A 20,245-nucleotide genomic window follows, 5' to 3' on the forward strand; every position below is an offset into this window, starting at 1 on the left:
CGCATCCCCCAACAGCCATGTGCCGTGCAAAACAGAATTCTGCGAGCCGGCGGGCGCGGTGGCAAGACACCGGCCCGCCGGCCAAGTCGCTCAGGGAGCCGACGACAGGTTCAGGCGCCGCGCCCGGCCTGCTCCTCCAGCAGCCGCCGGTTGACCGCATGAACCGCGTCCAGCTCCAGCTGCAGCGCGCGCGACACCTGCGACAGCGTGCGCATGCGGCGGTTGCCTTCGCGCAGGCGCCCGGCCAGGATGGTGGAGATGCCCAGCATCATCCGGGCCGCCACCATCGGGTGGCTCTCGATCAGGCCCAGCAGCGAAGCGCGCGGGAGCACGCCCAGCTTGACGTCCGTCAGCGCCGTGCAGCTGGCGGAGCGCGGCCCGCCGTCGATCACACCCATCTCGCCCAGCAGGCTGCCGGGACCGACCACGGTGATGACGACTTCGCCGTCGGGGATGCCGGAGCTGTTCACCGCCCGCAACTGGCCTTCGAGCACCAGCACCAGGTAGTCGCTGTCGGCCGCGTCACCCTCCTCGAACAGCAGCGTGTCGGCCAGCACGTGCACCGGCTTCATGACGTCGACCACGACCTCCGCTTCGGCGCGGCTCATGCCGGCCAGGGGAGCGGCCTGCATCATCAGTTCGACCGCATGTTCGCGCAGGTCGTTGCGGTGGGGAGGCTTGGGTGCTTGTGCCATGAGTGGAAGTTTTCAGATCGGCAACGGCCACACGGCATCGCCGCCGATGCCGTAGAAGCACCGGCCCGGCATGGCCTCCATCAGCCAACCGCCGGTGAACTCGCCGAAGGCCGGCAGGATCAGGCGCCGTTCCTCGCGCACGAAGCAGGGCATGCGCAGGCTGTCGCGCCCGCTGCCCTGCAGCTTGCAGACCGGATGGAGATGACCGCCGAGCACGAAGTGCGTCGGATGAGGCCGGGGGTGATGACAGGCGGCGAAGGGCCCGCTCAGGTAGGGCTCGTCGACGCTCTCGAAGCGCAACGCCGGCGGAGGGTCGCCGGCATGGCTGTCGTGGTTGCCGCGCACCAGCGTGCAGCGAAGGTCTGCGTGCTGCTCGCGCCAGGCTTGGAGGCTCGCCAGCAGTTGCGGCGTGCGCGCCTGCGCGTCGTGCAGGAAATCGCCGAGCACGACCAGCTCGCGCGGCCGGTGCTGCTCGATCAGGCGGTCGAGCCGGGCGAGGTTCTGCGCCGTCGTGCCGTGCGGCACCGGTTGCCCCAGTGCCCGGAAGCTGGCCGCCTTGCCCAGGTGGAGGTCGGCCACGAAGAGCGTTTCGCTGGCCGGCCACCAGAGGGCTCGCTCTGGAAGGAGCTCGAGGGATTGGCCGGCAATGTCGAGCCGGCAGGAGGAGGAAGCGGCATGCACGCGTTGGAGTTTCACAGAAGGTCGCGCGGCAGAATCTTGTCAATTGTCACGCTACCCCCCGCCCTTCCGCCCTTCCGGGACTTTTCCGCGCCCGCGTGAACTGCGGCGCGGTGCGCCTTCGCGGGTGTCCCCCTGGCCGTCTTCCACAGGCCTCTCGAAGGCCAGTGTCCTGCGCACGCGATCAGGGTCGGCCGCCTCGGCCATGTCGCCCGCGGCCCGCTCCAGCTGAGCGACCATGCGCGCGATACGCTCGGCCGCGCTCTCGTTCGACAGCTTCTCGCGAAACAGCTCGACCATCAGCGGAAAGGCGAAGGGGGTGGGCCGCTGCGGCGTCCGCACGATGAGCCGCTGCGAGGCCATGCGCGCCAGCGCGGCGCGCAGCCGGCCGATCTCCAGCTCCTGCGCGAGCAGCTCCTCCTCGGCCTGCTGCAGCAGCCGGTTGGCCGGGTCGTACTTGCAGAACACCTCGTAGAACAGCGAGGAGGAAGCCTGCAGCTGCCGGCTGCTGCGCCGCTCGCCGGGATAGCCCTGGAAGATCAGGCCGGAGACGCGCGCGATCTCGCGGAAGCGCCGGCGCGCCAGCTCGGTGGCGTTGAGGGAGGCGAGCACCTCGTGCAGCAGCTGCACCTCGTCCACCGGCGCCAGCACCCGCGGCAGCAGCGCTGTCCAGTCCGGGTCCGTCGCGCAGAGCAGCTCGAAGCCATAGTCGTTCACCGCGATCGAGAAGGTGCGCGGCTGGTGCTGCGCAACGCGCCAGGCGAGCAGGCTGGCCAGGCCCAGGTGCACCAGCCGCCCCGCAAAGGGATAGAGGAAGAGATGCCAGCCCTCGCGCGTCTTCAGCAACTCGGCCAGCAGGGTGTCGGGCGCCGGCAGGGCCGACCAGCGCTGCTGGATCTCGAGCAGCGGCCGGACGCATTGCAGCTCGGGGGTGTCGTAGCAGCCGGCATCGGCCAGCGCAAGCTGCCGCACGACGGCATCGGCCAGGGTGCTGGTCAGCGGCATGCGCCCGCCGTTCCAGCGCGGCACGGAGGGCTTGCGGCCGCTCGCGCGCCGCACCCAGGCCGTCATGTCGTGCACCCGCACCAGCTCCAGCAGCCGGCCGCCGAACAGGAAGCAGTCGCCCGGCTTCATGCGGGCGACGAAGCTTTCCTCCACGCTGCCGATCCTGGCGCCACGCAAGTACTGCACGGCCATGCTGGCGTCGCTGACGATGGTGCCGATGTTCATGCGGTGCCGGCGCGCCAGACGCGTATCGGGCACGCGCCAGACACCCTCGGCGTCGGGCACGGCGCGGCGGTAGTCGGGGTAGGCCGCCAGCGAGGGCCCGCCTTGGGCGACGAAGTCCAGGCACCATTGCCAGCTCTCGCGGGACAGCCCGGCGTAGGCCACGGTGGAGCGCACCTCCGCATAGAGATCGTCAGGCACGAAGCCGCCGCCGAGCGCGACCGTGACCAGGTGCTGCACCAGCACGTCCAGCGGTTGCGCCGGCGACCGGCGCTCCTCGATGCGACCTTGCGCCACGGCATCGCGCGCGGCGGCGCCCTCCACGATCTCGATGCTGTGCGTGGGCACGAGCGTGATGCGCGAAGGCCGCCCCGGCGCATGCCCCGAGCGGCCGGCGCGCTGCAGCAGCCGCGCCACGCCCTTGGCCGAGCCGATCTGCAGCACGCGCTCGACCGGCAGGAAGTCCACCCCCAGGTCCAGGCTCGAGGTGCAGACCACGGCCTTGAGCGCGCCGGATTTCAAGCCCAGCTCGACCCACTCGCGTACCGCACGGTCCAGCGAGCCGTGGTGCAGCGCGATCAGCCCCGCCCACTCGGGCCGCGCCTCGAGCAGGGCCTGGTACCAGATCTCGGACTGCGAGCGCGTGTTGGTGAAGACCAGCGTGCTGGGGCTGCCGGCGATTTCCCCGACGACTTGCGGCAGCATGGTGAGCCCCAGGTGCCCGCCCCACGGAAAGCGCTCGGCGCGCCCGGGCAGCAGCGAGTCGATGAGCAGCTGCTTGGGCACCTCGCCCTGCACCAGAACACCGTCGCCGCCGGCCAGCAGCGTGCGCATGGCTTCCTGCAGATTGCCGAGCGTGGCCGACATGCCCCAGATGCAGAGTCCCGCATTCCAGCGGCGCAGCCGTGCCAGCGCGAGCTGCACCTGCACGCCGCGCTTGTTGCCCAGCAGCTCGTGCCATTCGTCGACCACGACCAGGCGCAGCGAGCCCAGCACCTCCCTGGCATCGGCGCGCGCGAGCTGCAGCGCCAGGCTCTCGGGCGTGGTGACCAGCACCGTCGGCAGGCGCATGTTTTGCGCGCTGCGCTCGGCCGAGGAGGTGTCGCCGCTGCGGGCGCCTGCGCTCCAGCCGGGCTGCAGGGCGTCGAGGGCCTGCTGCAGCGCACGCAAGGTATCGGCGGCCAGGGCCCGCATCGGCGTCAGCCACAGCACGGTGAGCGGCGGCGGCGTCTTGCCCGCGGCCTTCGTCGCGAAGGCCTGCAGCGCGCCGAGCCAGACGGCGTAAGTCTTGCCGGCGCCCGTGGTGGCGTGGAGCAGGCCGGAGCGGCCTTCGGCGAGGGCTTGCCAGACTTCGCGCTGAAAGGCGAAGGGCGCCCACCCACGCGACGCGAACCACTCTTCCGACCGCATCATGCTCTTGCTCATGCGGGCGTCGATGCCGCTTCCGGCAACAGCGCCGCCAGCGTCTGCAGGGTGTCCGCCTCCTCCACCGGCTTGTCCTCGCGCCAGCGCAGCATGCGCGGAAAGCGCACTGCGATGCCGCTCTTGTGCCGTGCGCTGCGCGCGATGCCCTCGAAGCCGAGCTCGAAGACCAGCGTGGGCGTCACGCTCCTCACCGGCCCGAAGCTTTCGATGGTGGTGCGCCGGACGATCGCGTCGACACGCGCCATCTCGGCATCGCTGAGGCCCGAATAAGCCTTGGCGAAGGGCACGAGCTTGCGCCCTTCCACCTCGGGCGGTGCGTCCCACACTGCGAAGGTGTAGTCGCTGTAGAGGCTTGCGCGCCGTCCGTGCCCGCGCTGAGCGTAGACCAGCACGGCGTCGACCGAGAGCGGGTCGATCTTCCACTTCCACCACAGGCCCACGTCCTTGGTGCGGCCGACGCCGTAGGCCGCGTGGCGCTGCTTGAGCATCATGCCCTCCACGCCCATCGTGCGTGCCGATTCGCGTTGGCGCGCGAGGTCCTGCCAGCTCTCGCCGTGCAGCATCGGGCTCGCGATCAGCGACGGGTGCTGCACCGTCGCGATGAGCTCGTCGAGCAGCACGCGCCGCTCGTGCTGCGGCAGCGCCCGCAGGTCGCGGCCTTCCCATTCGAGCAGGTCGTAGGCCAGCAGCACCACGGGGATCTCGCGCAGCAGCTTGGGCGTCAGCGTCTTGCGGCCGATGCGCTTCTGCAGCTCGGCGAAGGGCTGCACGCGACCCTCGCCGTGAGGCGAGGTCGAATCCCTGTGCCAGACCACGATCTCGCCATCGAGCACCGTGCCGTCGGGCAGCGCCCGGCCCATCTCGGCCAGCTCGGGAAAGCGGTCCGTCACCAGATCCTCGCCGCGCGACCACAGGCACACGTGCCCGGCGCGCCGCACCAGTTGCGCGCGGATGCCGTCCCACTTCCACTCGATGATCCACTGCGAGGGCGGTCCCAGCACCGCATCGAACTGATCGAGCGGCAATGCGAAGGGATGCGCAAGGAAGAAGGGGTAAGGCTGCCCGCCCGCCTGCCGGTCCTGCTCGTTGTCGCTCTCGGGCGCGATCAGCGCCGCGAAGTCGGCTGCGGTCGGCCGGCCCGTGATGTGGGTGTAGCCCATCAGCCGCTGCGCGACGCGCTTCGGGTCGAGGCCGCTCATCGCCGCCAGCACCTGCGTGACCTGCAGGCGCGAGACGCCGACGCGGAAGGCGCCGGTGATGAGCTTGAAGTAGACGAGGCGCTCCTCGGGCGCCAACTGGCGCCATTGCGCGCGCAGGGCGTCGGCGAGCGGCTCGGGCGGCATCCCGCGCAAGGGCAGCAGGTGCCGCTCGATCCAGGTGGCGAGGCCCAGGTCGTGCGCCTCGGTGGGCGGCGGCAGCAGCAGCGAGAGGGTCTCGGCCAGATCGCCCACCGCCTCGTAGCTCTCGTCGAACAGCCACTCCGGCAGCCCGGCGGCCTGCTGTGCCAGCAGCCGCAGCAGCTTGGTCGGCACCAGCTGCCGCGGACGTCCGCCCGCCAGGAAGTACACGGCCCAGGCGGCGTCCTCGGGGTCGGCGGCCTGGAGGTAACGCTGCAGCGCCGCCTGCTTCACGAGGTTGGAGGTGCTCGCATCGAGCTCGCGGTACAGCGCGGCGAACTGCTTCATGGCGCGCCGGTCGCTCCTGACTCGCCGGGGACTTCTTCCTCTGCGGCAAGGTCGGGACGGGGGCTCCCGGCGTTCCCATCGCCTTCCATGTCCTCGTCGCCGTACTCGGTCTGGAAGGCCCGCGCATCCAGGCCGTTCTCGTGCAGCCAGCGCACCATCACCGCCACGCTGCCGTGCGTCACGAACACCCGCTCGGCGCCGGTCGCGGCGATGGCCTGCTGCAGCCCCGGCCAGTCCGCGTGGTCCGACATCACGAAGCCCCGGTCCACGCCGCGCCGTCTTCGCGTGCCGCGCAGCTGCATCCAGCCGCTGGCGAAGGCATCCGAGTACTGGCCGAAGCGCCGCATCCACGGCGAGCCGGCGGCCGAGGGCGGCGCCAGTACCAGCGCGCGCTTGAGCAGCGCCGCGTCCACGCCCGGATCCGTCACCCGCAGCGTGGGCGGCAGCGCGACCCCGGCCGCGCGGTAGACCGCGTTCAACGGCTCCACCGCGCCATGCACCACGATCGGCCCGATGCTCGCGTCCACGCCGTGCAGGATGCGCTGCGCCTTGCCGAAGGCATAGCACAGCAGCACCGAGGCGCGCCCGTGCTTCGCGTTGGTGCGCCACCAGTCGTCGATCTCCGCGAAGAGAGCGGCCTGTGACGGCCACCGGTAGATCGGCAGGCCGAAGGTGGACTCGGTGATGAAGGTGTTGCAGGGCACCGGCTCGAAGGGCGCGCAGGTGCCGTCGGGCTCGGTCTTGTAGTCGCCGGAGGCGACCCACACGCGGCCGTCGTGCTCGAGCCGCACCTGGGCCGAGCCCAGCACGTGCCCGGCCGGATGCAGCGACAGGCGCACGCCGAGATGGTCGATTGCCGTGCCGTAGGGAAGCGTCTGCAGCGTGATGTCGCCCAGTCGCGTGCGCAAGGTTCCGGCGCTGTCCTCGTGCGCGAGGTAATGGCCATGGCCCATGCGCGCGTGATCGGAATGCGCGTGGGTGATGACCGCGCGCTCGACCGGCCGCCACGGGTCGATGTAGAAGTCGCCGGGCGGGCAATACAGGCCTTCGGGGCGCGCAACGACGAGGTCTTCGGGGGGCATGACTGGCCATGCTAGCCCCGCCTCCGCTGGCGCGCGTGTAGGCCCGCGTCGCGACGACGCCGGGCTTTCGCCGCCGCCCTGCGTGCCGCGTGCGGCAGGCATCTCGAACGAACCGCCTGTTCGGCTTGGCGGGCAGGCCGGATGGCTCATCTCCTACAGATGAGCCAAGCCGAGCTCCCTACGGTCTCCCTGACGAGTCAAGCATCCACAGGAGCGAAGCCATGAAGACCCCGGCAGACGGTGCGCGCGGCAGCGCCCAGCCCGAACGTATCGACATCAGCAGCGCCAGAGAGCTGGACAAATGGTCGCGCCGGCTCCACGTCTCGCACGACCGTCTGCGCGAAGCGGTGCGGGCCGTCGGCAGCCGGGCGACGGACATCGAATGGCATTTGCGGGCGAGCCGCGGCGGTGCCTTCACGCACCGCAGGACGCACGCTTCGGCCTAGCATGCCCGCAGCGCACCCCGCGCAGGCCGCGCTCTTCGACGAGACGCCCGCCGCGCTGCTGGAGGGCTGGAGCTACGAAGACGATTTTCTCGACCCGCGCGAGGAACGGGACTTGCTGCACATCGTGCGCGCCTTGCCACTGGAGCAGATGCGCTACAAGGACTACACGGCACGGCGCCGCGGCATCAGCTTCGGCGGCCACTACGACTTCGACGCCAACCGGCTGCGGCCTTCGCCGGATTTGCCGCCCGAGCTGGTGCCGCTGCGCGACAGGGTCGCGCGCTGGATGAAGGTGGCGCCCGAGATGCTGGTGCACATGCTGGTGGCGGAATACCGCCCGGGCACGCCGCTGGGCTGGCACCGCGACGTGCCGGAGTTCGAGGAGGTCGTGGGCATCTCGCTGCTGGGCAAGGGCCTGATGCAGTTCAGGCCCTATCCGCCGGTCAGGGATTCGCACGGCCGCCCCGGCCCCCACATCGACCTGGTGGTGCAGCCGCGCTCGCTCTACCGGATGCGCGGGCCCGCGCGCTGGCGCTGGCAGCACCGCTTGACCCCGGTCGAATCGCTGCGCTATTCGATCACCCTGCGCACGGCCTCGGTGGCGGCGCGAGGCGCTTGAGCCGGCAGGCGCCGACCTTTCTCAGGGCGCCGGCACGCGCTTCAGGTCCTCGAGCCAGACCTCGGCTTCCGAATCGCTGGGCGCACGCCAGTCGCCGCGCGGGGACAGCGAGCCGCCCGAGCCCACCTTGGGCGAATTGGGCACGCAGGAGCGCTTGAACTGGCTGGTCTTGAAGAAGCGGTACAGGAAGGTGCCGAGGTGGCGCTTGATGTCGGCCAGCCCGTACTCGTTGCGCTCCGTCTGCAACTCGTCGGGCCAGCGTCCGCGTTCGCGGTCGCCCCAGGCCGCGTGCGCCAGGAAGGCGACCTTGCTCGGCCTGAACCCGTAGCGCAGCGTGTAGTAGAGATGGAAGTCCTGCAGCTCGTAGGGGCCGATGGTGTCCTCGGTGCGCTGGCCGGGCTGGGCTTCGACGCCTTCGCCCGACGCGGGCGCATCGGCCGCCGGGATCAGCTCCGGGCTGACCTCGGTCTCGAGGATGTCGCGCAGCACGGCGCTGCCCTGGTCGCCCAGCAGCTTGGTGGTCTCGACCCAGTGCACCAGGTGCTTGATCAGCGTCTTGGGCACGCTCGCGTTCACGTTGTAGTGCGACATGTGGTCGCCCACGCCGTAGGTGCACCAGCCGAGCGCGAGTTCGCTCAGGTCGCCGGTGCCCACCACGATGCCGCCGTGGAAGTTGGCAAGCCGGAACAGATGGCTGGTGCGCTCGCCGGCCTGCACGTTCTCGAAGGCGATGTCGTACTGCGGCTCGCCCTTCGCGAAAGGATGGCCGAGGTCCTCGAGCATCTGGCGGCAGCTGGGGCGGATGTCGATCTCGCGCGCGGTGCAGCCGATGCTGGTCATCAGCCGGTGCGCCTGCGCCAGCGTGCGGCCGGTGGTCGCGAAACCGGGCATGGTGAAGCCCAGGATGTCGGAGCGCGGCTTGCCCAGCCGGTCCATCGCCTGCGCGCACACCAGCAGCGCATGGGTGGAGTCGAGCCCGCCGGAGACGCCGATCACCAGCTTGTCGATGCGGGCCGCCTCGATGCGCTGCACCAGCGATTGCACCTGGATGTTGAAGACCTCGCTGCAGCGTGCGTCGCGCGTGGCCGCGTCCGAGGGCACATACGGAAAGCGCGCAACCTGCCGCAGCAGGCCGTGCGGCACCTGCGCCGGCACGGGCAACTCGAACTCGACGGTGCGCCAGCCCGCCAGCGCCTCCTTGTGCTTGTGGACCGAGGTGCCGAAGCTGTTCTGCCGCATGCGCTCGCGCGAGACGCGCTCCAGGTCCACGTCGGCCGCGACGATGTGCGAGCTGTTGCTGAAGCGCTCGCTTTCGGCCAGCATGTCGCCGCTCTCGTAGATCAGCGCCTGACCGTCCCAGGCCAGGTCCGTGGTCGACTCGCCGATGCCGGCCGAGCTGTAGAGGTAGGCCGCCAGGCAGCGCGCCGACTGCAGGCTGACCAGGCGGTGCCGGTAGTCCGACTTGCCGATCGTGATGTTGGAAGCCGAGAGATTGACCAGCACCGTCGCGCCTGCCAGCGCGGCATAGCTGGAGGGCGGGATGGGCACCCACACGTCTTCGCAGATCTCGACGTGCAGCTTGAAGAGCGGCAGTTGGCGCGACTGGAACAGCAGGTCGGTGCCGAAGGGAATGCGCTGGCCACCGAGCACCAGCTCCGTGGCCAGCGCGGTGTCGGCGCCGTTGAACTGGCGCGCCTCGTAGAACTCGCCGTAGTTCGGCAGGTAGGTCTTGGGCAGCACGCCCAGCACTCGCCCATCGGCGACGACCGCGGCGCAGTTGAAGAGCCGGTGGTCCACGCGCAGCGGCAGGCCCACCACTGCGACCGCGCCGATGCCGCGCGACGCGGCGGCCACCTCCAGCAGGGCGCGCTCGCAGGCATCGAGCAGCGCGGCCTGGTGGAACAGGTCGTCGCAGGTATAGGCCGAGAGACCGAGCTCCGGGAAGGCCACCAGGACGGCGCCGTCGGCCGCGGCCTCGCGGTACAGCCGCAGGGTCTCGGCAGTGTTGAACACCGGGTCGGCAACCCGGTTGCGCGGCACCGCGACGGCCAGGCGCGCGAAGCCGTGGGTGTAGGGATTGAGGAACTCGTGCTCGGTCATAGCCGGATTGTGGCCTCACGCGGCTGATGCCGCCCGCGGCCTGCAGCCCGGCCCTTCCGCGCAAGACCTTGCCTTACTTCGAGGCGCTGCCCTTGTTCGAGGCGCCGCCCTTGCGCAAGGCCGGGTCCTCGCCCTTCGCATGCGACTTGCCCTCCTGCTCGGCCTTGCGCATCGCTTCGGCTTCGGCCTCGCTCTTCGGTCGCGCCTCGCGCGCCGCCGCGTCGACCTTGCCCGATTTCACGAAGTCCGTCGTGGCCTTGTCGTAGTGCCGGGCGGCTTCGTAATTGCCTTCGCCCTGGATGTCGGGGCTCTTGGGCTTTTGGGGCTCGTTCATGTCGCGCTCCTTTCCACATGGGAAGCCGACACTACGGGGCGCGGCCGCCGCATCGCGAGCGGAGGACACCGACGGCCGGGGCCGGACAGGCCGCCGCCGCACGTAGGAACGCGCCGACGCCGCTGGCGGGCTGCACGCGGCTCTGCGCTGCCGCCCTTGTGGGCGGTGCGGGGCGCTCCTATGATGGCTGCGCAGACCTTGCCAAGGTCCGAGAAAGAACATGATGCCGATCGAGTCCGATGCCTCTCTGTCGCGCCGCAGCGCCCTACGACTTGGCCTCGGCGGCCTCGGCGCCGGGCTGCTTCCCGCCTTCGCCCATGCCCAGGCGGCCTGGCCCACCAAGTCCGTCACCCTGGTGGTGGGCTATCCGCCGGGCGGCCAGACGGACTTCGCGGGCCGCATCCTCACGGCCGGCATGCAGGCCAGCCTGGGACAGCCGGTGGTGATCGACAACAAGGCCGGCGTGAACGGCAACATCGCCACCGACTACGTGCTCAAGTCCCCGCCCGATGGCTATCGCCTGCTGGTGGGCAACGGCAGCAACATGGTGCTGAACCCGCACACCTACCGTAACAGCCCGGTGGCGGACCCGCTCAAGATGACGCCCATCGGCTTGCTGCTCACCTCCTCGCTCATGCTGGTGGTGCCGGCCAGTCTGCCGGTGAAGGACCTCGAGTCCTTCATCGCGTGGGTCAAGGCGCAGGACAAGGAGGGCAAGACCGTCGACTACGCCTCCGGCGGACCGGGCAGCCTGGTGCAGACCACGATGGAGCTGTTCCGCGAACGCATCGGAAAGCCGAAGATGAGCCATGTGCCGTACAAGGGCAGCGCGCCGGCGATGACCGACCTGATCGCCGGCCGCGTGCCGGCCATGTTCGACGCCTCCTCGGTGGTCGCACCCTTCCTCAAGTCCGGCCAGCTCAAGGCGCTGATGGCCACCGGCCCCAAGCGGGTGCCGGCCTTCCCCGACGTGCCCACGGCGGCGGAGAAGGGCATCAAGGATTTCCAGGTGATCTCCTTCATCGGCCTGTACGGACCGCCCGGCCTGAACGCGGACATCGTGAAGAAGGTGAACACCGCGATGAACAGCGCGCTCAAGGACCCTGCGGTGCAGAAGACCATTGCCGACCGCGGCGACGATCCTGGCGGCGGCACGCCCGAGCAGCTGGCCGCGCTGACCAAGGACTACTACGCGCTGCTGGGCAAGGTGGTGAAGGACAACGACATCCGCGCCGAGTAGTCAGTCCTTCGCGGTCAACTGGCCGGTGGCGCCGCCGGCCGTCGACTTTGCGCTGCGTCCGGTGCTCGCGCCTTCGGAATAGCGCCGCTTCGGCCCGGCAGCCCCGACGCGTTGCCGCAGGAAGGGCTTGTTGCCGGGCGCCTTGGCGATGTCGCGCGGCGGCGAGTCCGCTTGCGTTCTTCCTTGCGCCATCACGATCTCCGGCTCACAGCGACAGCAGCCGCTGCATGAAGGCGCGATAGCGGCGCAGGGCCACGCGCAGCTTCTCCGTCGACGCGGCATCGGCCACGCCGTCGCCGCGCGCGTCCAATCCCGCCCGCTCGTCCGAGAAGGTCTGCGACAGGTTCTGCAGCATCTGCCGAACCAGCTCATCGGCCTGGCGCACGGCCCGCTGCGGGTCGTCGACGAAGCCGATCTGCACGGCATCCCAGCTGGCACGGAAGTCCCGAGCTGCCTCGGGCGTGAAGAGCGGGGCCAGGGACTCGTCGGCGCCATCAGCTTGGGCCATGCGTGGCTCCTGTGGCTGTGGCTGCGGCTGCCGTGGCTGCTGTGCCACCTGCGACGCCTGTGACATCTGCGACTGCTCCAGGTCGTGTCGCTGCTGCGGCTGCTGTGCGACCGGCCGCTCGAGGTCGTCCGGCGCAAGGCCGGCATCCACATTCCGGCCCTGTTCGGCTCGGGCCGCAACGTCCCGTTCTTTACGCTCGTTCCGCTTGGTATCGAAGATCATGATCGTGCCTCCACCGGTCTTCCCGGCATGCCCCGCTGCGGGTCCTCGACGCGGACCTCCAGCAATTCATCGAACAGCGCACGGTAGTGCACCACGGCCTTGCGCAGCTCCTCGGTCTCGACCTCGCCGCTCAGGGTGCGCGCGTGGATGGCCTGCGCCGCGCGGTAGTTCCTCACCACCGCCGGATGGTCCACTGAGATGTCGGCTGCGCGATGCTCGAAGTCGCCCATCGGATAGCCGCGCTTCTGCATCAGCTCGCGCACCAGTTGGTCCGCCTGCGTCACCGCGCCTGTCGGGTTGTCGACGAACTCGGCTTGCACCCTGTTCCACGTGCTGCTGAAGCGCGCGGCTTCGCCCGGTGCCAGGGGAACGATGTGCAGCTGCTCGACGCGCGCCGCGCGCTGCCGGAGCTCGGCTTCTGCCTTCGCACGGCTGCCATGCTGCTTGAGGGCGAGCTCGTACTCGTCGCCGAAGCGCGCCGCGAGCAGGGCCGACTGGCGTTTTCGGTAGAACAAGTAGGCGGCCAGCGCGACCAGGGCCAGAACCACGATGATGCCCAGTACCCACAGGGCTTGCATGCTGTCGGCGTCCATACATCTCCCCTTCACATCGAAGCACCGACCGTGCGCGCCGCGGATGCAGCAGCGACCACGTGCGGATGGTGAATGCTGATTTCGCCCGCGGAGCAGGGCCGGCAGCGCAGGGACGTAACTGCTGTGGGACCGCACCTACGCCCCCTCGGCGCACGTGCGCCGGGCCCTCGCGTGCCGGAGAATGCGAGCCACGCCCCGTGAACATGAACGCGACCATGCACCAGCCCCGACCGCCCCGGCCTCGCGTCTATCTCGCCGGCCCGGACATCTTCTTTCGCGACTTCGAGCGGATCTACCGGGATCTGAAGGCCGCCTGCGAGCGCCTGGGCCTGGAGGGCATCGAGCCCACCGACGACGGCCTGGGCGCGGACTTCACGGGCAGCGACGACGAGCGGGCGCGCCGCATCTACGAGGGCAACGTCGCACTGATCCGCAAAGCCGACGGCGTCATTGCCAACCTGATGGACTTCCGCGGCCTCGAGCCGGATTCGGGCACCGTGTTCGAGGTCGGCTTCGCAGTGGCGCTGGGCAAGCCGGTGGTGGTCTACGGGGTGCCGGCGGGCAGCTATGCGAGCCGGGTCTGCACGGCCATGGCGTGCGCGCAGGACGCAAGCGGCGTCACGCGGGAGCGCGACAGCGGGGTGATGGTGGAAGGCCTGGGCCAGCGGCTGAACCTGATGCTGGCCTGCTCGACAGCGATCGAGCCCACCGCCGAAGCAGCCCTCGCGCGGCTGGCGAAGGTACTTCTTGGCGATCGGGCCCTCACCACGCCGTCCACTTCGCCTCGCTCCCGGCCGACGCCACCACGCGCTCGATGAAGCGCACGCCGCGCGCGCCGTCCTCCACCCGCGGGTAGTCGGCGTCCAGCGCGTCGGCCTGTCGTCCGGCGATCCGCGCGCGAACATCGGCCACGACGCCGGCATACACGTTGGCGAAGGCCTCGATGAATCCCTCCGGATGCCCGCTGGGCAGCCGGCTCGCGCGCCGCGCCGATTCGCCCAGCCACGGTGCGCCGCGGGTCAGCACGCGCCGCGGGCCGTCATGCGGCAGGTGCAGCAGCTCGCTGGGCTGCTCCTGGCGCCAGGCCAGCGTGCCCAGCGTGCCGGAAACGCGCAGGCGAAGGTCGTTCTCCAGGCCGGTGTTGACCTGCGATGCGATCAGCACGCCGCGCGCCCCGCCGCGGAAGCGCAGCAGCACGCTGCCGTCGTCGTCGAGTGCGCGGCCAGGTACCAGCGCGCTCAGGTCGGCGCAGAGGCTCTCGATCTCGAGGCCCGTCACGGTGGCGACCAGGTTCTCGGCATGCGAGCCGATGTCGCCGATGGCACCGGCCGCGCCGCTCCTCGCGGGGTCGCTGCGCCAGGCCGCCTGCTTGTTGCCTTCCTTCTCGAGCTGTGTTGCGAGCCAGCCCTGGTTGTATTCGACGACCACCTTGCGGATTTCGCCGAGCCGGCCGCTCCTCACGATCTCGCGCGCCTCGCGCACCATCGGGTAGCCGGTGTAGTTGTAGGTGACGGCGAACACCGTGCCCTGCCGCGCCACGGCCGCCACCAGCGCATCGGCCTGCGCGCCGGTGTGCACCAGCGGCTTGTCGCACACCACGTGGAAGCCGGCCTCGACAAAGGCCTGTGCCACCGGGAAGTGCAGGTGGTTGGGCGTGACGATGGAGACGAAGTCGATGCGCTCTTCCTCGGGGCGCTTCAGCTCGTCGTCCAGCAGGGCTCGCCAGTCGCCGTGGTTGCGGTCGTCGGCCAGCCAGAGCTCGCGCCCGGAGGCCTTCGCCTTCTCGGCGCTGGACGACAGCGCGCCGGCCACCAGCTCGGCCTGCCCGTCGAGCGCGATCGCCTTGCGGTGCACCGCACCGATGAAGGCATCGCGCCCGCCGCCGACCATGGCGTAGCGCAGCTTGCGTGGGAGGGTTTGGGTCATCCGGTAGCCGTTTTCAGCAGCTTAGAAAGGCGAGTTCGGGTGGTAGAAGTCCTTGGCGTTTTCCTTGGTGATCAGCACCGAGGGAATGATCGTCGTCGCAGGCAACTTCTCGCCCTTGAGGCGCGCCTCGGCCGTGAGCTTGATGGCGTCGTAGATGAACTTCGGCGAGTAGCTGACGTCGGCCTGGATGCGCGGGTCCTTGCCGTCGAGGATGGTCTTGACCATGCCCTTGGCACCGGCGCCGCCGAAGATGACCTTGATGTCGTCGCGCTTCGCCTGCTCGATGGCCTTGAGCACGCCGACGGCCATGTCGTCGTCGGCCGCCCAGATGGCGTCGATCTTCTTGAAGCGGGTCAGGTAGTCCTGCGTGACCTTGAAGGCATCGTCGCGGTTCCAATTGGCGTACTTGGCGTCCAGCAGCTTGATGTCAGGGTAGTTCTTCAGCACGCCGTTGAAGGCGTCCATGCGCTCGTTGTCCAGCGTGGTGGCGATGCCGCGCAGCGCCACGATCTCGCCCTTGCCGCCCAGCTTCTTGGCGATGTACTCGGCCGGGATCTTGCCGAAGGCGGTGTTGTCGCCGGCGACGTAGGCGTCCTGCGCGCTGGTGTCGGTCAAGCCCCGGTCGACCACGGTGACGTAGGTGCCCTTGGCCTTGACCTGGGCAACCGGTTTGGTGAGCGCGGCGGATTCGAAGGGGAAGATCACCAGCGCGTTGATCTTGGTCACCGTCGAGAGGTCCTGCAGCTGGTTGGCCTGCTCGGGCGCATTGGCCGCGGTCTTGATGGTGATCTTGAGGTCCTTGTGCTCCTTCTCCAGGTCCTTCTTGGCCTGGTTGGCCCAGTAGTTGATGCCGCCCATGAAGCTGTGCGTCGCGGCCGGGATCGAAACGCCAAGGTTCACCTTTTCGGCGGCCAGGGCGGGACCTGCGGCAAGCGCGGCGGTGGCAACCGCGGTGAGTGCGAGGCGTCGGGTGATGGGATTCATTTGCTGTCTCCTTGTTGAAAAAGCTGTCGTCTGAAAACTTCTTGGACTTTGTTGAAACGGGGGCGCTAGCGGCGCCCGCGCTGAAGAAAAGCGACCACGATGATCACGAAGCCCTGCACCGCGGCATTCAGGTACACGCTGATGATGCTCGTGAGGTTGAGGATGTTGCTGATGACCGAGAGCAGGATGGCGCCGATCACGGTGCCGGTGATGCTGCCCGCGCCGCCCTTGAGCGCGGTGCCGCCGACGATCACCGCGGCGATCGCCTCCAGTTCCCACAGGAGGCCGGTGGTGGGCGAGGCAGAGCCCAGGCGCGGCACGTAGAGCAGCGTGGCGATGCCCACGCACACGCCCAGCAGCACATAGGTGAGGATCTTCACGCCATCGACACCGACGGCGGCGTAGCGCGCGACCTGCTCGTTCGAGCCGATGGCCTGCACGTAGCGGCCATAGGCGGTGCGGTTGAGGATCAGGCCGCCGATCACCGCCACGACCAGGAACACCCACACCGGCACCGGAATGCCCAGCAGGCTCGCGTAATAGACGGGCGCGTAGAGGTCGGACAGATCGTTGTCGAGCGTGAGCGCGCCGCCGTCGGCGAAGTAGGTGAGATAGGCACGGAAGATGCCCAGCGTGCCGAGCGTGACGATGAAGGGCTCGATGCGCCCCTTGGTGATCAGCAGGCCGTGGGCCAGCCCGAAGGCCGCGCCCAGCACCACTGCGAGCACGGCACCCAGCACCACCGCCAGCAGCGGCGAGCCGAACGCCGGCCCCATCGCATTGATGAACATGATCACGCAGCCCGCGATCAGCGCGGCCATCGAGCCCACCGAGAGATCAATGCCGCCCGAGATGATCACGAAGCACATGCCCACCGCGATGATGCCGATGAAGGCGGTGCGGGTGAGCACGTTCATCGCGTTGTCGACAGTGGCGAAGTCGCCGTTGAGCAGCGTGCCGGCGATGCACAGCAGCACCAGGCCGATGACAGGGCCCAGGCCGTGCAGGCGCTCGGTCCAGCGCGGCTTGGATTCGCTGCGGTGCATGGCGCCCGCGGCGTCAGGCGTGGCTTGCTGCGGTTCCGGTGGCATGGGCGATGAGCTCCTCTTCAGTCAATTGGCTCGCGTCCAGCGTGGCGACGAGCCGGCCCGCGCGCATCACCGCAACGCGGTGGCACAGGCCGATCAGCTCCATCAGCTCGGAGGAGACGACGATCACGGCCAGCCCCTCGCGAGCCAGCCGCTGGATCAGGAAATAGATGTCGCGCTTGGCGCCGACGTCGACGCCGCGCGTGGGCTCGTCGAGCACCACCACCTTCGGCTTGGGCTGCAGCACCTTGGCCAGCGCGAGCTTCTGCTGGTTGCCGCCCGAGAGCGAGGAGGCGCGCGCATCCAGGTCGCCGGTGCGGATGCCGAAGTCCTTCACCGCGGCGGCCAGCGCGCTGCGCTCGGCCTCGGGCTTGAGCCAGGGCCGGGCATAGCGCTCCAGCGCCATCAGCGTGAGGTTCTGGCGCAGGCCGAGGTGGACGTGCAGTCCCTTGCCCTTGCGATCCTCGCTGAGGTAGGTGAGGCCGTGGTGCGCGGCGTCTCTGGGATTGCGCAGCTGAACGGACTTGCCACCGATCTCGACGGTGCCGCCGCTGACGGGGCGCAGGCCCAGCAGGCCCTCGAAGAGTTCGGTGCGGCCGGCGCCCACCAGGCCGGCGAAGCCCAGGATCTCGCCGGGGCGCACCTCGAAGCTGGCCTTGTCGGCCCAGCCGGGCACGCTGAAATCGCGCACCTGCATCGCGGGCGCATGGGCCGCAGTGACGGGGTCGCGCGGCGGGTACAGGTCGGCCAGTTCGCGGCCCACCATCAGGTTGGCCATCTGGTGGCGCGTGAGTTCGGCGGTGGGCGCGCGCGTGACGAAGCGGCCATCGCGCATCACGATCACCTCGTCGGTCACGCGCTCGACCTCGTCGAGCTTGTGCGAGATGTAGACGATGGTCACGCCGTCGTCGCGAAGCTGCGAGATGAGGCGGAACAGGCGCTCGGTCTCTCCGGGCGTGAGCGTGGCGGTGGGCTCGTCCATCACCAGCAGGCGGGCATGGCGCGAGACCGCCTTGGCGATCTCGACCAGCTGCTTCTCGGCGACGATCAGGCGGCGCACCTTGGTGCGCGGATCGACCTTCAGGCCGACCTGCGCGAGTGCGGATGCGGCGTCGCGCTCCATCGCGGCATCGTCCAGCAGAAACCCCTTCTTTTTCTCATGGCCGAGAAAGATGTTCTGCGCGACGCTCAAGTCTTCGGCGAGGTTGAACTCCTGGTGGATCAGCACGATGCCCAGCGCCTCGGCCTCGCGCGAGCTGGCGAACTGCTGCGGCTCGCCGTTGACGCGCACCGTCCCGCCGGTGATCGACTCGTAGCCGGCCAGGATCTTCATGAGCGTGGACTTGCCGGCGCCGTTCTCGCCGAGCAGGCCATAGACCCGGCCGGGCTCCAGCGAGAAGCTCACGCCGTGCAGCACCTGCACCGGCCCGAAGGCCTTCACCACCTGGTCGAACTCGACGGCGACGCTGCGCTTCGGCGGGTGCGGTGGCTGCGTGGTCATTGGAGTACCTTCGCCCTCGGCTGCGGTGCTATTCGCCTTCGGAGCGGCCGTGCGGCTCACGGCGCCACCCCCCGGACCTTGAGCGTCTCGTGCATCGCCAGCACGCCGGCGCCGACCAGCCCGGCCTGCGCACCCAGCGGTGTGTACTGGATCTCCAGGTGCCGCGTGGACAACGCCAGCGAGCGGTGGTAGACGCTCTGGCGCAGCGCCGCCAGGAACAGCGGCCCGATGCGGGTGATGCCGCCGCCGATGAACACGTGCGAGGGATTGAAGAAGTTGACGATCGACGCCAGCATCTGCCCGATCAGCTGCCCGGCCCGCTGCACGATGGCATTGGCGGCCGCATCGCCGGCGCGGCTGGCCTGGCCGACGTCGACCGCGTCGATGCGGCCCTGCGCGCGCAGCCGCTCGGCCAGCGCACTGCTTTCCCCGGCTTCCGCTGCCTGCACCGCCATGCGCGTGATGGCCGGGCCGGCCGCCATCGCCTCGACGCAGCCCAGGTTGCCGCAATGGCACAGCGGCCCTTCCTGGTCGACGCAGATATGGCCCACGTCGCCGGCCGAGCCGGCCGCGCCGCGGTACACCTCGCCGTGGCAGACGATGCCGCAGCCGATGCCGGTGCCGACCTTGATGACGAGGAAGTTGGACAGCGAGCGCTTCAGGCGCCAGAGCTCGCCGAGCGCCATCAGGTTCACGTCGTTGTCGACGAAGACCGGCGCGGCATAGTCCTCGCGCAGGTAATCGCGGATCGAGAAGCTGTCCCAGGCGGGCATGAGCGGCGGGTTCACGAGCTGGCCGATCTCGAAATTCACCGGGCCCGGCACGCCGATACCGATGCCGATCACCTGTTTAGGCTCGAGGCCGCTGCGGCCCAGGAGCTCGCGCATCAGCGCGCGGACGCGGGCCAGAACGACGCCGGGGCCCTCCCGCACGTCGGCCGGCTCGGCATGCTGGGCCAGCACGCTCAGGTCGGGCCGCAGCACCGCAACGTCGAGGCTGGTGGCGCCGATGTCCACGCCGATCAGCACGCCCAGGCCCTCGTGCAGTTGGAGGTTCTCGGCGCGGCGTCCGCCCGAGGAGCGCTGCAGGCCAGCCTCCGCCAGCAGGCCCTGCTCGACCAGCCCGGCGATCAGCGCGTTGGCCTTGCTCTTGGAGAAACCCAGCCGCTCCGCCATGGCATGGCGCGAGCCGCCGGCCGACCAGAAGGTCGTTTCCAACAGCGCCATCTCGTCGGCAGTGAGGCCGTTCCAGGGTGCCACGCGCTTGTCTCCGTTGTTCGTCTTGGATCCGTCAGCGGGCTGAACGGATCGAAGGCGAATACTAGGCGCTGGGCTTCAGCCGAACAAGATTGAACTTCGGCCTAATTTGGTCCCAAGATGGCGGGCTAGCGAGGCGGCCCAATAAAAAAGCCGCCTCACGGGGCGGCCTTTTTTGGCAGGGGCGCGGTCGCGCCTTTACTTATTTTTTCTGGCGGTACTTGCGCAGAGCGGCGATCTGAGCGGCCATCACCGCCAGCTCAGATTGAGCCAGCGCGATGTCGATGTCGCTCTTTGCATTTTTCAGCGCTTCCTCGGCCACGGCCTTGGACTTGTTCGCCTTCTCTTCATCGAGGTCCTTGCCGCGGATCGCGGTGTCGGACAGCACGGTGACGGTATTGGGCTGCACTTCCAGGATGCCGCCGGCCACGAAGACGAATTCCTCGCCGCCGTCGGCCGTCTCGATGCGCACGGCGCCGGGGCGGATGCGCGTGATCAGCGGCGTGTGGCGCGGATAGATGCCGAGCTCGCCGGCTTCACCCGGCAGCGCGACGAACTTGGCCTCGCCGGAGAAGATGGACTCCTCGGCGCTGACCACGTCGACGTGAATGGTGTTTGCCATCTGGATTCCTATGC

At 69.5% G+C, this 20,245-nt stretch carries 20 protein-coding genes; 4 read left to right on the forward strand and 16 right to left on the reverse strand.

What is annotated here, in order from left to right; translation table 11 throughout:
* Nucleotides 1-110 precede the first annotated feature (110 nt).
* Genes ACMGEZ_RS15845 through ACMGEZ_RS15865 form a run of 5 tightly spaced genes read right to left on the reverse strand, consistent with a single transcriptional unit; the run spans nt 111 to nt 6,792 of the window.
* Nucleotides 111-695 (reverse strand): Crp/Fnr family transcriptional regulator, encoded by a 585-nt coding sequence (locus ACMGEZ_RS15845; RefSeq protein WP_436823221.1) that lies wholly within the window; start codon nt 693-695, stop codon nt 111-113.
* Nucleotides 696-707: 12 nt separating this feature from the next.
* Nucleotides 708-1,391: a ligase-associated DNA damage response endonuclease PdeM gene (pdeM, locus tag ACMGEZ_RS15850; RefSeq protein WP_436823222.1), complete on the reverse strand. Its 684-nt coding sequence runs from the start codon at nt 1,389-1,391 to the stop codon at nt 708-710.
* Between the two features lie 36 nt (nt 1,392-1,427).
* The gene (locus tag ACMGEZ_RS15855) at nt 1,428-4,025 is read right to left on the reverse strand and encodes a ligase-associated DNA damage response DEXH box helicase (protein WP_436823223.1); all 2,598 of its coding nucleotides are present in this window, start codon (nt 4,023-4,025) and stop codon (nt 1,428-1,430) included.
* Nucleotides 4,022-5,710, reverse strand: coding sequence for an ATP-dependent DNA ligase (locus tag ACMGEZ_RS15860; RefSeq protein ID WP_436823224.1), 1,689 nt, complete (start codon nt 5,708-5,710; stop codon nt 4,022-4,024). The genes ACMGEZ_RS15855 and ACMGEZ_RS15860 overlap by 4 nt, the downstream gene beginning before the upstream one ends.
* Nucleotides 5,707-6,792 carry a ligase-associated DNA damage response exonuclease gene (locus tag ACMGEZ_RS15865; protein ID WP_436823225.1) on the reverse strand — a complete coding sequence of 362 codons (1,086 nt, stop codon included), beginning with the start codon at nt 6,790-6,792 and terminating at the stop codon, nt 5,707-5,709. The genes ACMGEZ_RS15860 and ACMGEZ_RS15865 overlap by 4 nt, the downstream gene beginning before the upstream one ends.
* 221 nt (nt 6,793-7,013) lie before the next feature.
* Here ACMGEZ_RS15865 and ACMGEZ_RS15870 point away from each other — a divergent pair, with 221 nt between their 5' ends.
* Nucleotides 7,014-7,238, forward strand: a complete 225-nt coding sequence (locus ACMGEZ_RS15870; protein WP_436823226.1) for a DUF3606 domain-containing protein — start codon at nt 7,014-7,016, stop codon at nt 7,236-7,238.
* Nucleotide 7,239: 1 nt separating this feature from the next.
* A complete protein-coding gene (locus tag ACMGEZ_RS15875; protein WP_436823227.1) occupies nt 7,240-7,857 on the forward strand; it encodes an alpha-ketoglutarate-dependent dioxygenase AlkB in 618 nt (205 codons plus the stop codon).
* Nucleotides 7,858-7,878: 21 nt separating this feature from the next.
* Here the strand turns inward: ACMGEZ_RS15875 and ACMGEZ_RS15880 are convergent, their stop codons facing one another.
* Nucleotides 7,879-9,957, reverse strand: coding sequence for an NAD(+) synthase (locus ACMGEZ_RS15880; protein ID WP_436823228.1), 2,079 nt, complete (start codon nt 9,955-9,957; stop codon nt 7,879-7,881).
* 73 nt (nt 9,958-10,030) lie between these two features.
* A complete protein-coding gene (locus tag ACMGEZ_RS15885; protein ID WP_436823229.1) occupies nt 10,031-10,291 on the reverse strand; it encodes a hypothetical protein in 261 nt (86 codons plus the stop codon).
* Nucleotides 10,292-10,511: 220 nt separating this feature from the next.
* Between ACMGEZ_RS15885 and ACMGEZ_RS15890 the strand changes: the two genes are divergently transcribed.
* Nucleotides 10,512-11,531: a Bug family tripartite tricarboxylate transporter substrate binding protein gene (locus ACMGEZ_RS15890; protein WP_436823230.1), complete on the forward strand. Its 1,020-nt coding sequence runs from the start codon at nt 10,512-10,514 to the stop codon at nt 11,529-11,531.
* Here the strand turns inward: ACMGEZ_RS15890 and ACMGEZ_RS15895 are convergent, their stop codons facing one another.
* Genes ACMGEZ_RS15895 through ACMGEZ_RS15905 form a run of 3 tightly spaced genes read right to left on the reverse strand, consistent with a single transcriptional unit; the run spans nt 11,532 to nt 12,854 of the window.
* A complete protein-coding gene (locus ACMGEZ_RS15895; RefSeq protein WP_436823231.1) occupies nt 11,532-11,723 on the reverse strand; it encodes a hypothetical protein in 192 nt (63 codons plus the stop codon).
* A 13-nt stretch (nt 11,724-11,736) separates the two neighbouring features.
* The gene (locus tag ACMGEZ_RS15900) at nt 11,737-12,261 is read right to left on the reverse strand and encodes a hypothetical protein (protein WP_436823232.1); all 525 of its coding nucleotides are present in this window, start codon (nt 12,259-12,261) and stop codon (nt 11,737-11,739) included.
* The gene (locus ACMGEZ_RS15905) at nt 12,258-12,854 is read right to left on the reverse strand and encodes a hypothetical protein (RefSeq protein ID WP_436823233.1); all 597 of its coding nucleotides are present in this window, start codon (nt 12,852-12,854) and stop codon (nt 12,258-12,260) included. The genes ACMGEZ_RS15900 and ACMGEZ_RS15905 overlap by 4 nt, the downstream gene beginning before the upstream one ends.
* 215 nt (nt 12,855-13,069) lie before the next feature.
* Between ACMGEZ_RS15905 and ACMGEZ_RS15910 the strand changes: the two genes are divergently transcribed.
* Entirely contained in the window at nt 13,070-13,672 is a 603-nt protein-coding gene (locus tag ACMGEZ_RS15910; protein WP_436823234.1) for a nucleoside 2-deoxyribosyltransferase, read from the forward strand.
* Here ACMGEZ_RS15910 and ACMGEZ_RS15915 read toward each other — a convergent pair.
* From ACMGEZ_RS15915 to ACMGEZ_RS15940, 6 genes are all read right to left on the reverse strand, one after another.
* Nucleotides 13,617-14,780 (reverse strand): Gfo/Idh/MocA family protein, encoded by a 1,164-nt coding sequence (locus ACMGEZ_RS15915; RefSeq protein WP_436823235.1) that lies wholly within the window; start codon nt 14,778-14,780, stop codon nt 13,617-13,619. The genes ACMGEZ_RS15910 and ACMGEZ_RS15915 overlap by 56 nt on opposite strands.
* A gap of 21 nt (nt 14,781-14,801) precedes the next feature.
* The gene (locus ACMGEZ_RS15920; RefSeq protein ID WP_436823236.1) at nt 14,802-15,764 is read right to left on the reverse strand and encodes a substrate-binding domain-containing protein; all 963 of its coding nucleotides are present in this window, start codon (nt 15,762-15,764) and stop codon (nt 14,802-14,804) included.
* Between the two features lie 65 nt (nt 15,765-15,829).
* Complete coding sequence (locus ACMGEZ_RS15925) at nt 15,830-16,855, reverse strand: ABC transporter permease (protein WP_436823237.1); 1,026 nt, start codon at nt 16,853-16,855, stop codon at nt 15,830-15,832.
* Complete coding sequence (locus ACMGEZ_RS15930) at nt 16,824-18,353, reverse strand: sugar ABC transporter ATP-binding protein (RefSeq protein ID WP_436823238.1); 1,530 nt, start codon at nt 18,351-18,353, stop codon at nt 16,824-16,826. The genes ACMGEZ_RS15925 and ACMGEZ_RS15930 overlap by 32 nt, the downstream gene beginning before the upstream one ends.
* 56 nt (nt 18,354-18,409) lie before the next feature.
* Nucleotides 18,410-19,579 (reverse strand): ROK family protein, encoded by a 1,170-nt coding sequence (locus tag ACMGEZ_RS15935; RefSeq protein ID WP_436823291.1) that lies wholly within the window; start codon nt 19,577-19,579, stop codon nt 18,410-18,412.
* A 232-nt stretch (nt 19,580-19,811) separates the two neighbouring features.
* On the reverse strand, nt 19,812-20,231 hold the full coding sequence (locus ACMGEZ_RS15940; RefSeq protein WP_436823239.1) for a F0F1 ATP synthase subunit epsilon: 420 nt from the start codon (nt 20,229-20,231) through the stop codon (nt 19,812-19,814).
* Nucleotides 20,232-20,245: the final 14 nt, after the last annotated feature.

This window comes from Variovorax stachyos (assembly GCF_051400855.1).
GTDB lineage: Bacteria > Pseudomonadota > Gammaproteobacteria > Burkholderiales > Burkholderiaceae_C > Variovorax.

Bases quoted from the DNA above. Each gene is read 5' to 3' on its own strand.
- ACMGEZ_RS15845 (WP_436823221.1), bottom strand. From the start codon at position 695: ATGGCACAAGCACCCAAGCCTCCCCACCGCAACGACCTGCGCGAACAT.
- ACMGEZ_RS15855 (WP_436823223.1), bottom strand. From the start codon at position 4,025: ATGAGCAAGAGCATGATGCGGTCGGAAGAGTGGTTCGCGTCGCGTGGG.
- ACMGEZ_RS15860 (WP_436823224.1), bottom strand. From the start codon at position 5,710: ATGAAGCAGTTCGCCGCGCTGTACCGCGAGCTCGATGCGAGCACCTCC.
- ACMGEZ_RS15865 (WP_436823225.1), bottom strand. From the start codon at position 6,792: ATGCCCCCCGAAGACCTCGTCGTTGCGCGCCCCGAAGGCCTGTATTGC.
- ACMGEZ_RS15870 (WP_436823226.1), top strand. From the start codon at position 7,014: ATGAAGACCCCGGCAGACGGTGCGCGCGGCAGCGCCCAGCCCGAACGT.
- ACMGEZ_RS15875 (WP_436823227.1), top strand. From the start codon at position 7,240: ATGCCCGCAGCGCACCCCGCGCAGGCCGCGCTCTTCGACGAGACGCCC.
- ACMGEZ_RS15880 (WP_436823228.1), bottom strand. From the start codon at position 9,957: ATGACCGAGCACGAGTTCCTCAATCCCTACACCCACGGCTTCGCGCGC.
- ACMGEZ_RS15885 (WP_436823229.1), bottom strand. From the start codon at position 10,291: ATGAACGAGCCCCAAAAGCCCAAGAGCCCCGACATCCAGGGCGAAGGC.
- ACMGEZ_RS15890 (WP_436823230.1), top strand. From the start codon at position 10,512: ATGATGCCGATCGAGTCCGATGCCTCTCTGTCGCGCCGCAGCGCCCTA.
- ACMGEZ_RS15895 (WP_436823231.1), bottom strand. From the start codon at position 11,723: ATGGCGCAAGGAAGAACGCAAGCGGACTCGCCGCCGCGCGACATCGCC.
- ACMGEZ_RS15900 (WP_436823232.1), bottom strand. From the start codon at position 12,261: ATGATCTTCGATACCAAGCGGAACGAGCGTAAAGAACGGGACGTTGCG.
- ACMGEZ_RS15905 (WP_436823233.1), bottom strand. From the start codon at position 12,854: ATGGACGCCGACAGCATGCAAGCCCTGTGGGTACTGGGCATCATCGTG.
- ACMGEZ_RS15910 (WP_436823234.1), top strand. From the start codon at position 13,070: ATGCACCAGCCCCGACCGCCCCGGCCTCGCGTCTATCTCGCCGGCCCG.
- ACMGEZ_RS15915 (WP_436823235.1), bottom strand. From the start codon at position 14,780: ATGACCCAAACCCTCCCACGCAAGCTGCGCTACGCCATGGTCGGCGGC.
- ACMGEZ_RS15920 (WP_436823236.1), bottom strand. From the start codon at position 15,764: ATGAATCCCATCACCCGACGCCTCGCACTCACCGCGGTTGCCACCGCC.
- ACMGEZ_RS15925 (WP_436823237.1), bottom strand. From the start codon at position 16,855: ATGCCACCGGAACCGCAGCAAGCCACGCCTGACGCCGCGGGCGCCATG.
- ACMGEZ_RS15930 (WP_436823238.1), bottom strand. From the start codon at position 18,353: ATGACCACGCAGCCACCGCACCCGCCGAAGCGCAGCGTCGCCGTCGAG.
- ACMGEZ_RS15935 (WP_436823291.1), bottom strand. From the start codon at position 19,579: ATGGCGCTGTTGGAAACGACCTTCTGGTCGGCCGGCGGCTCGCGCCAT.
- ACMGEZ_RS15940 (WP_436823239.1), bottom strand. From the start codon at position 20,231: ATGGCAAACACCATTCACGTCGACGTGGTCAGCGCCGAGGAGTCCATC.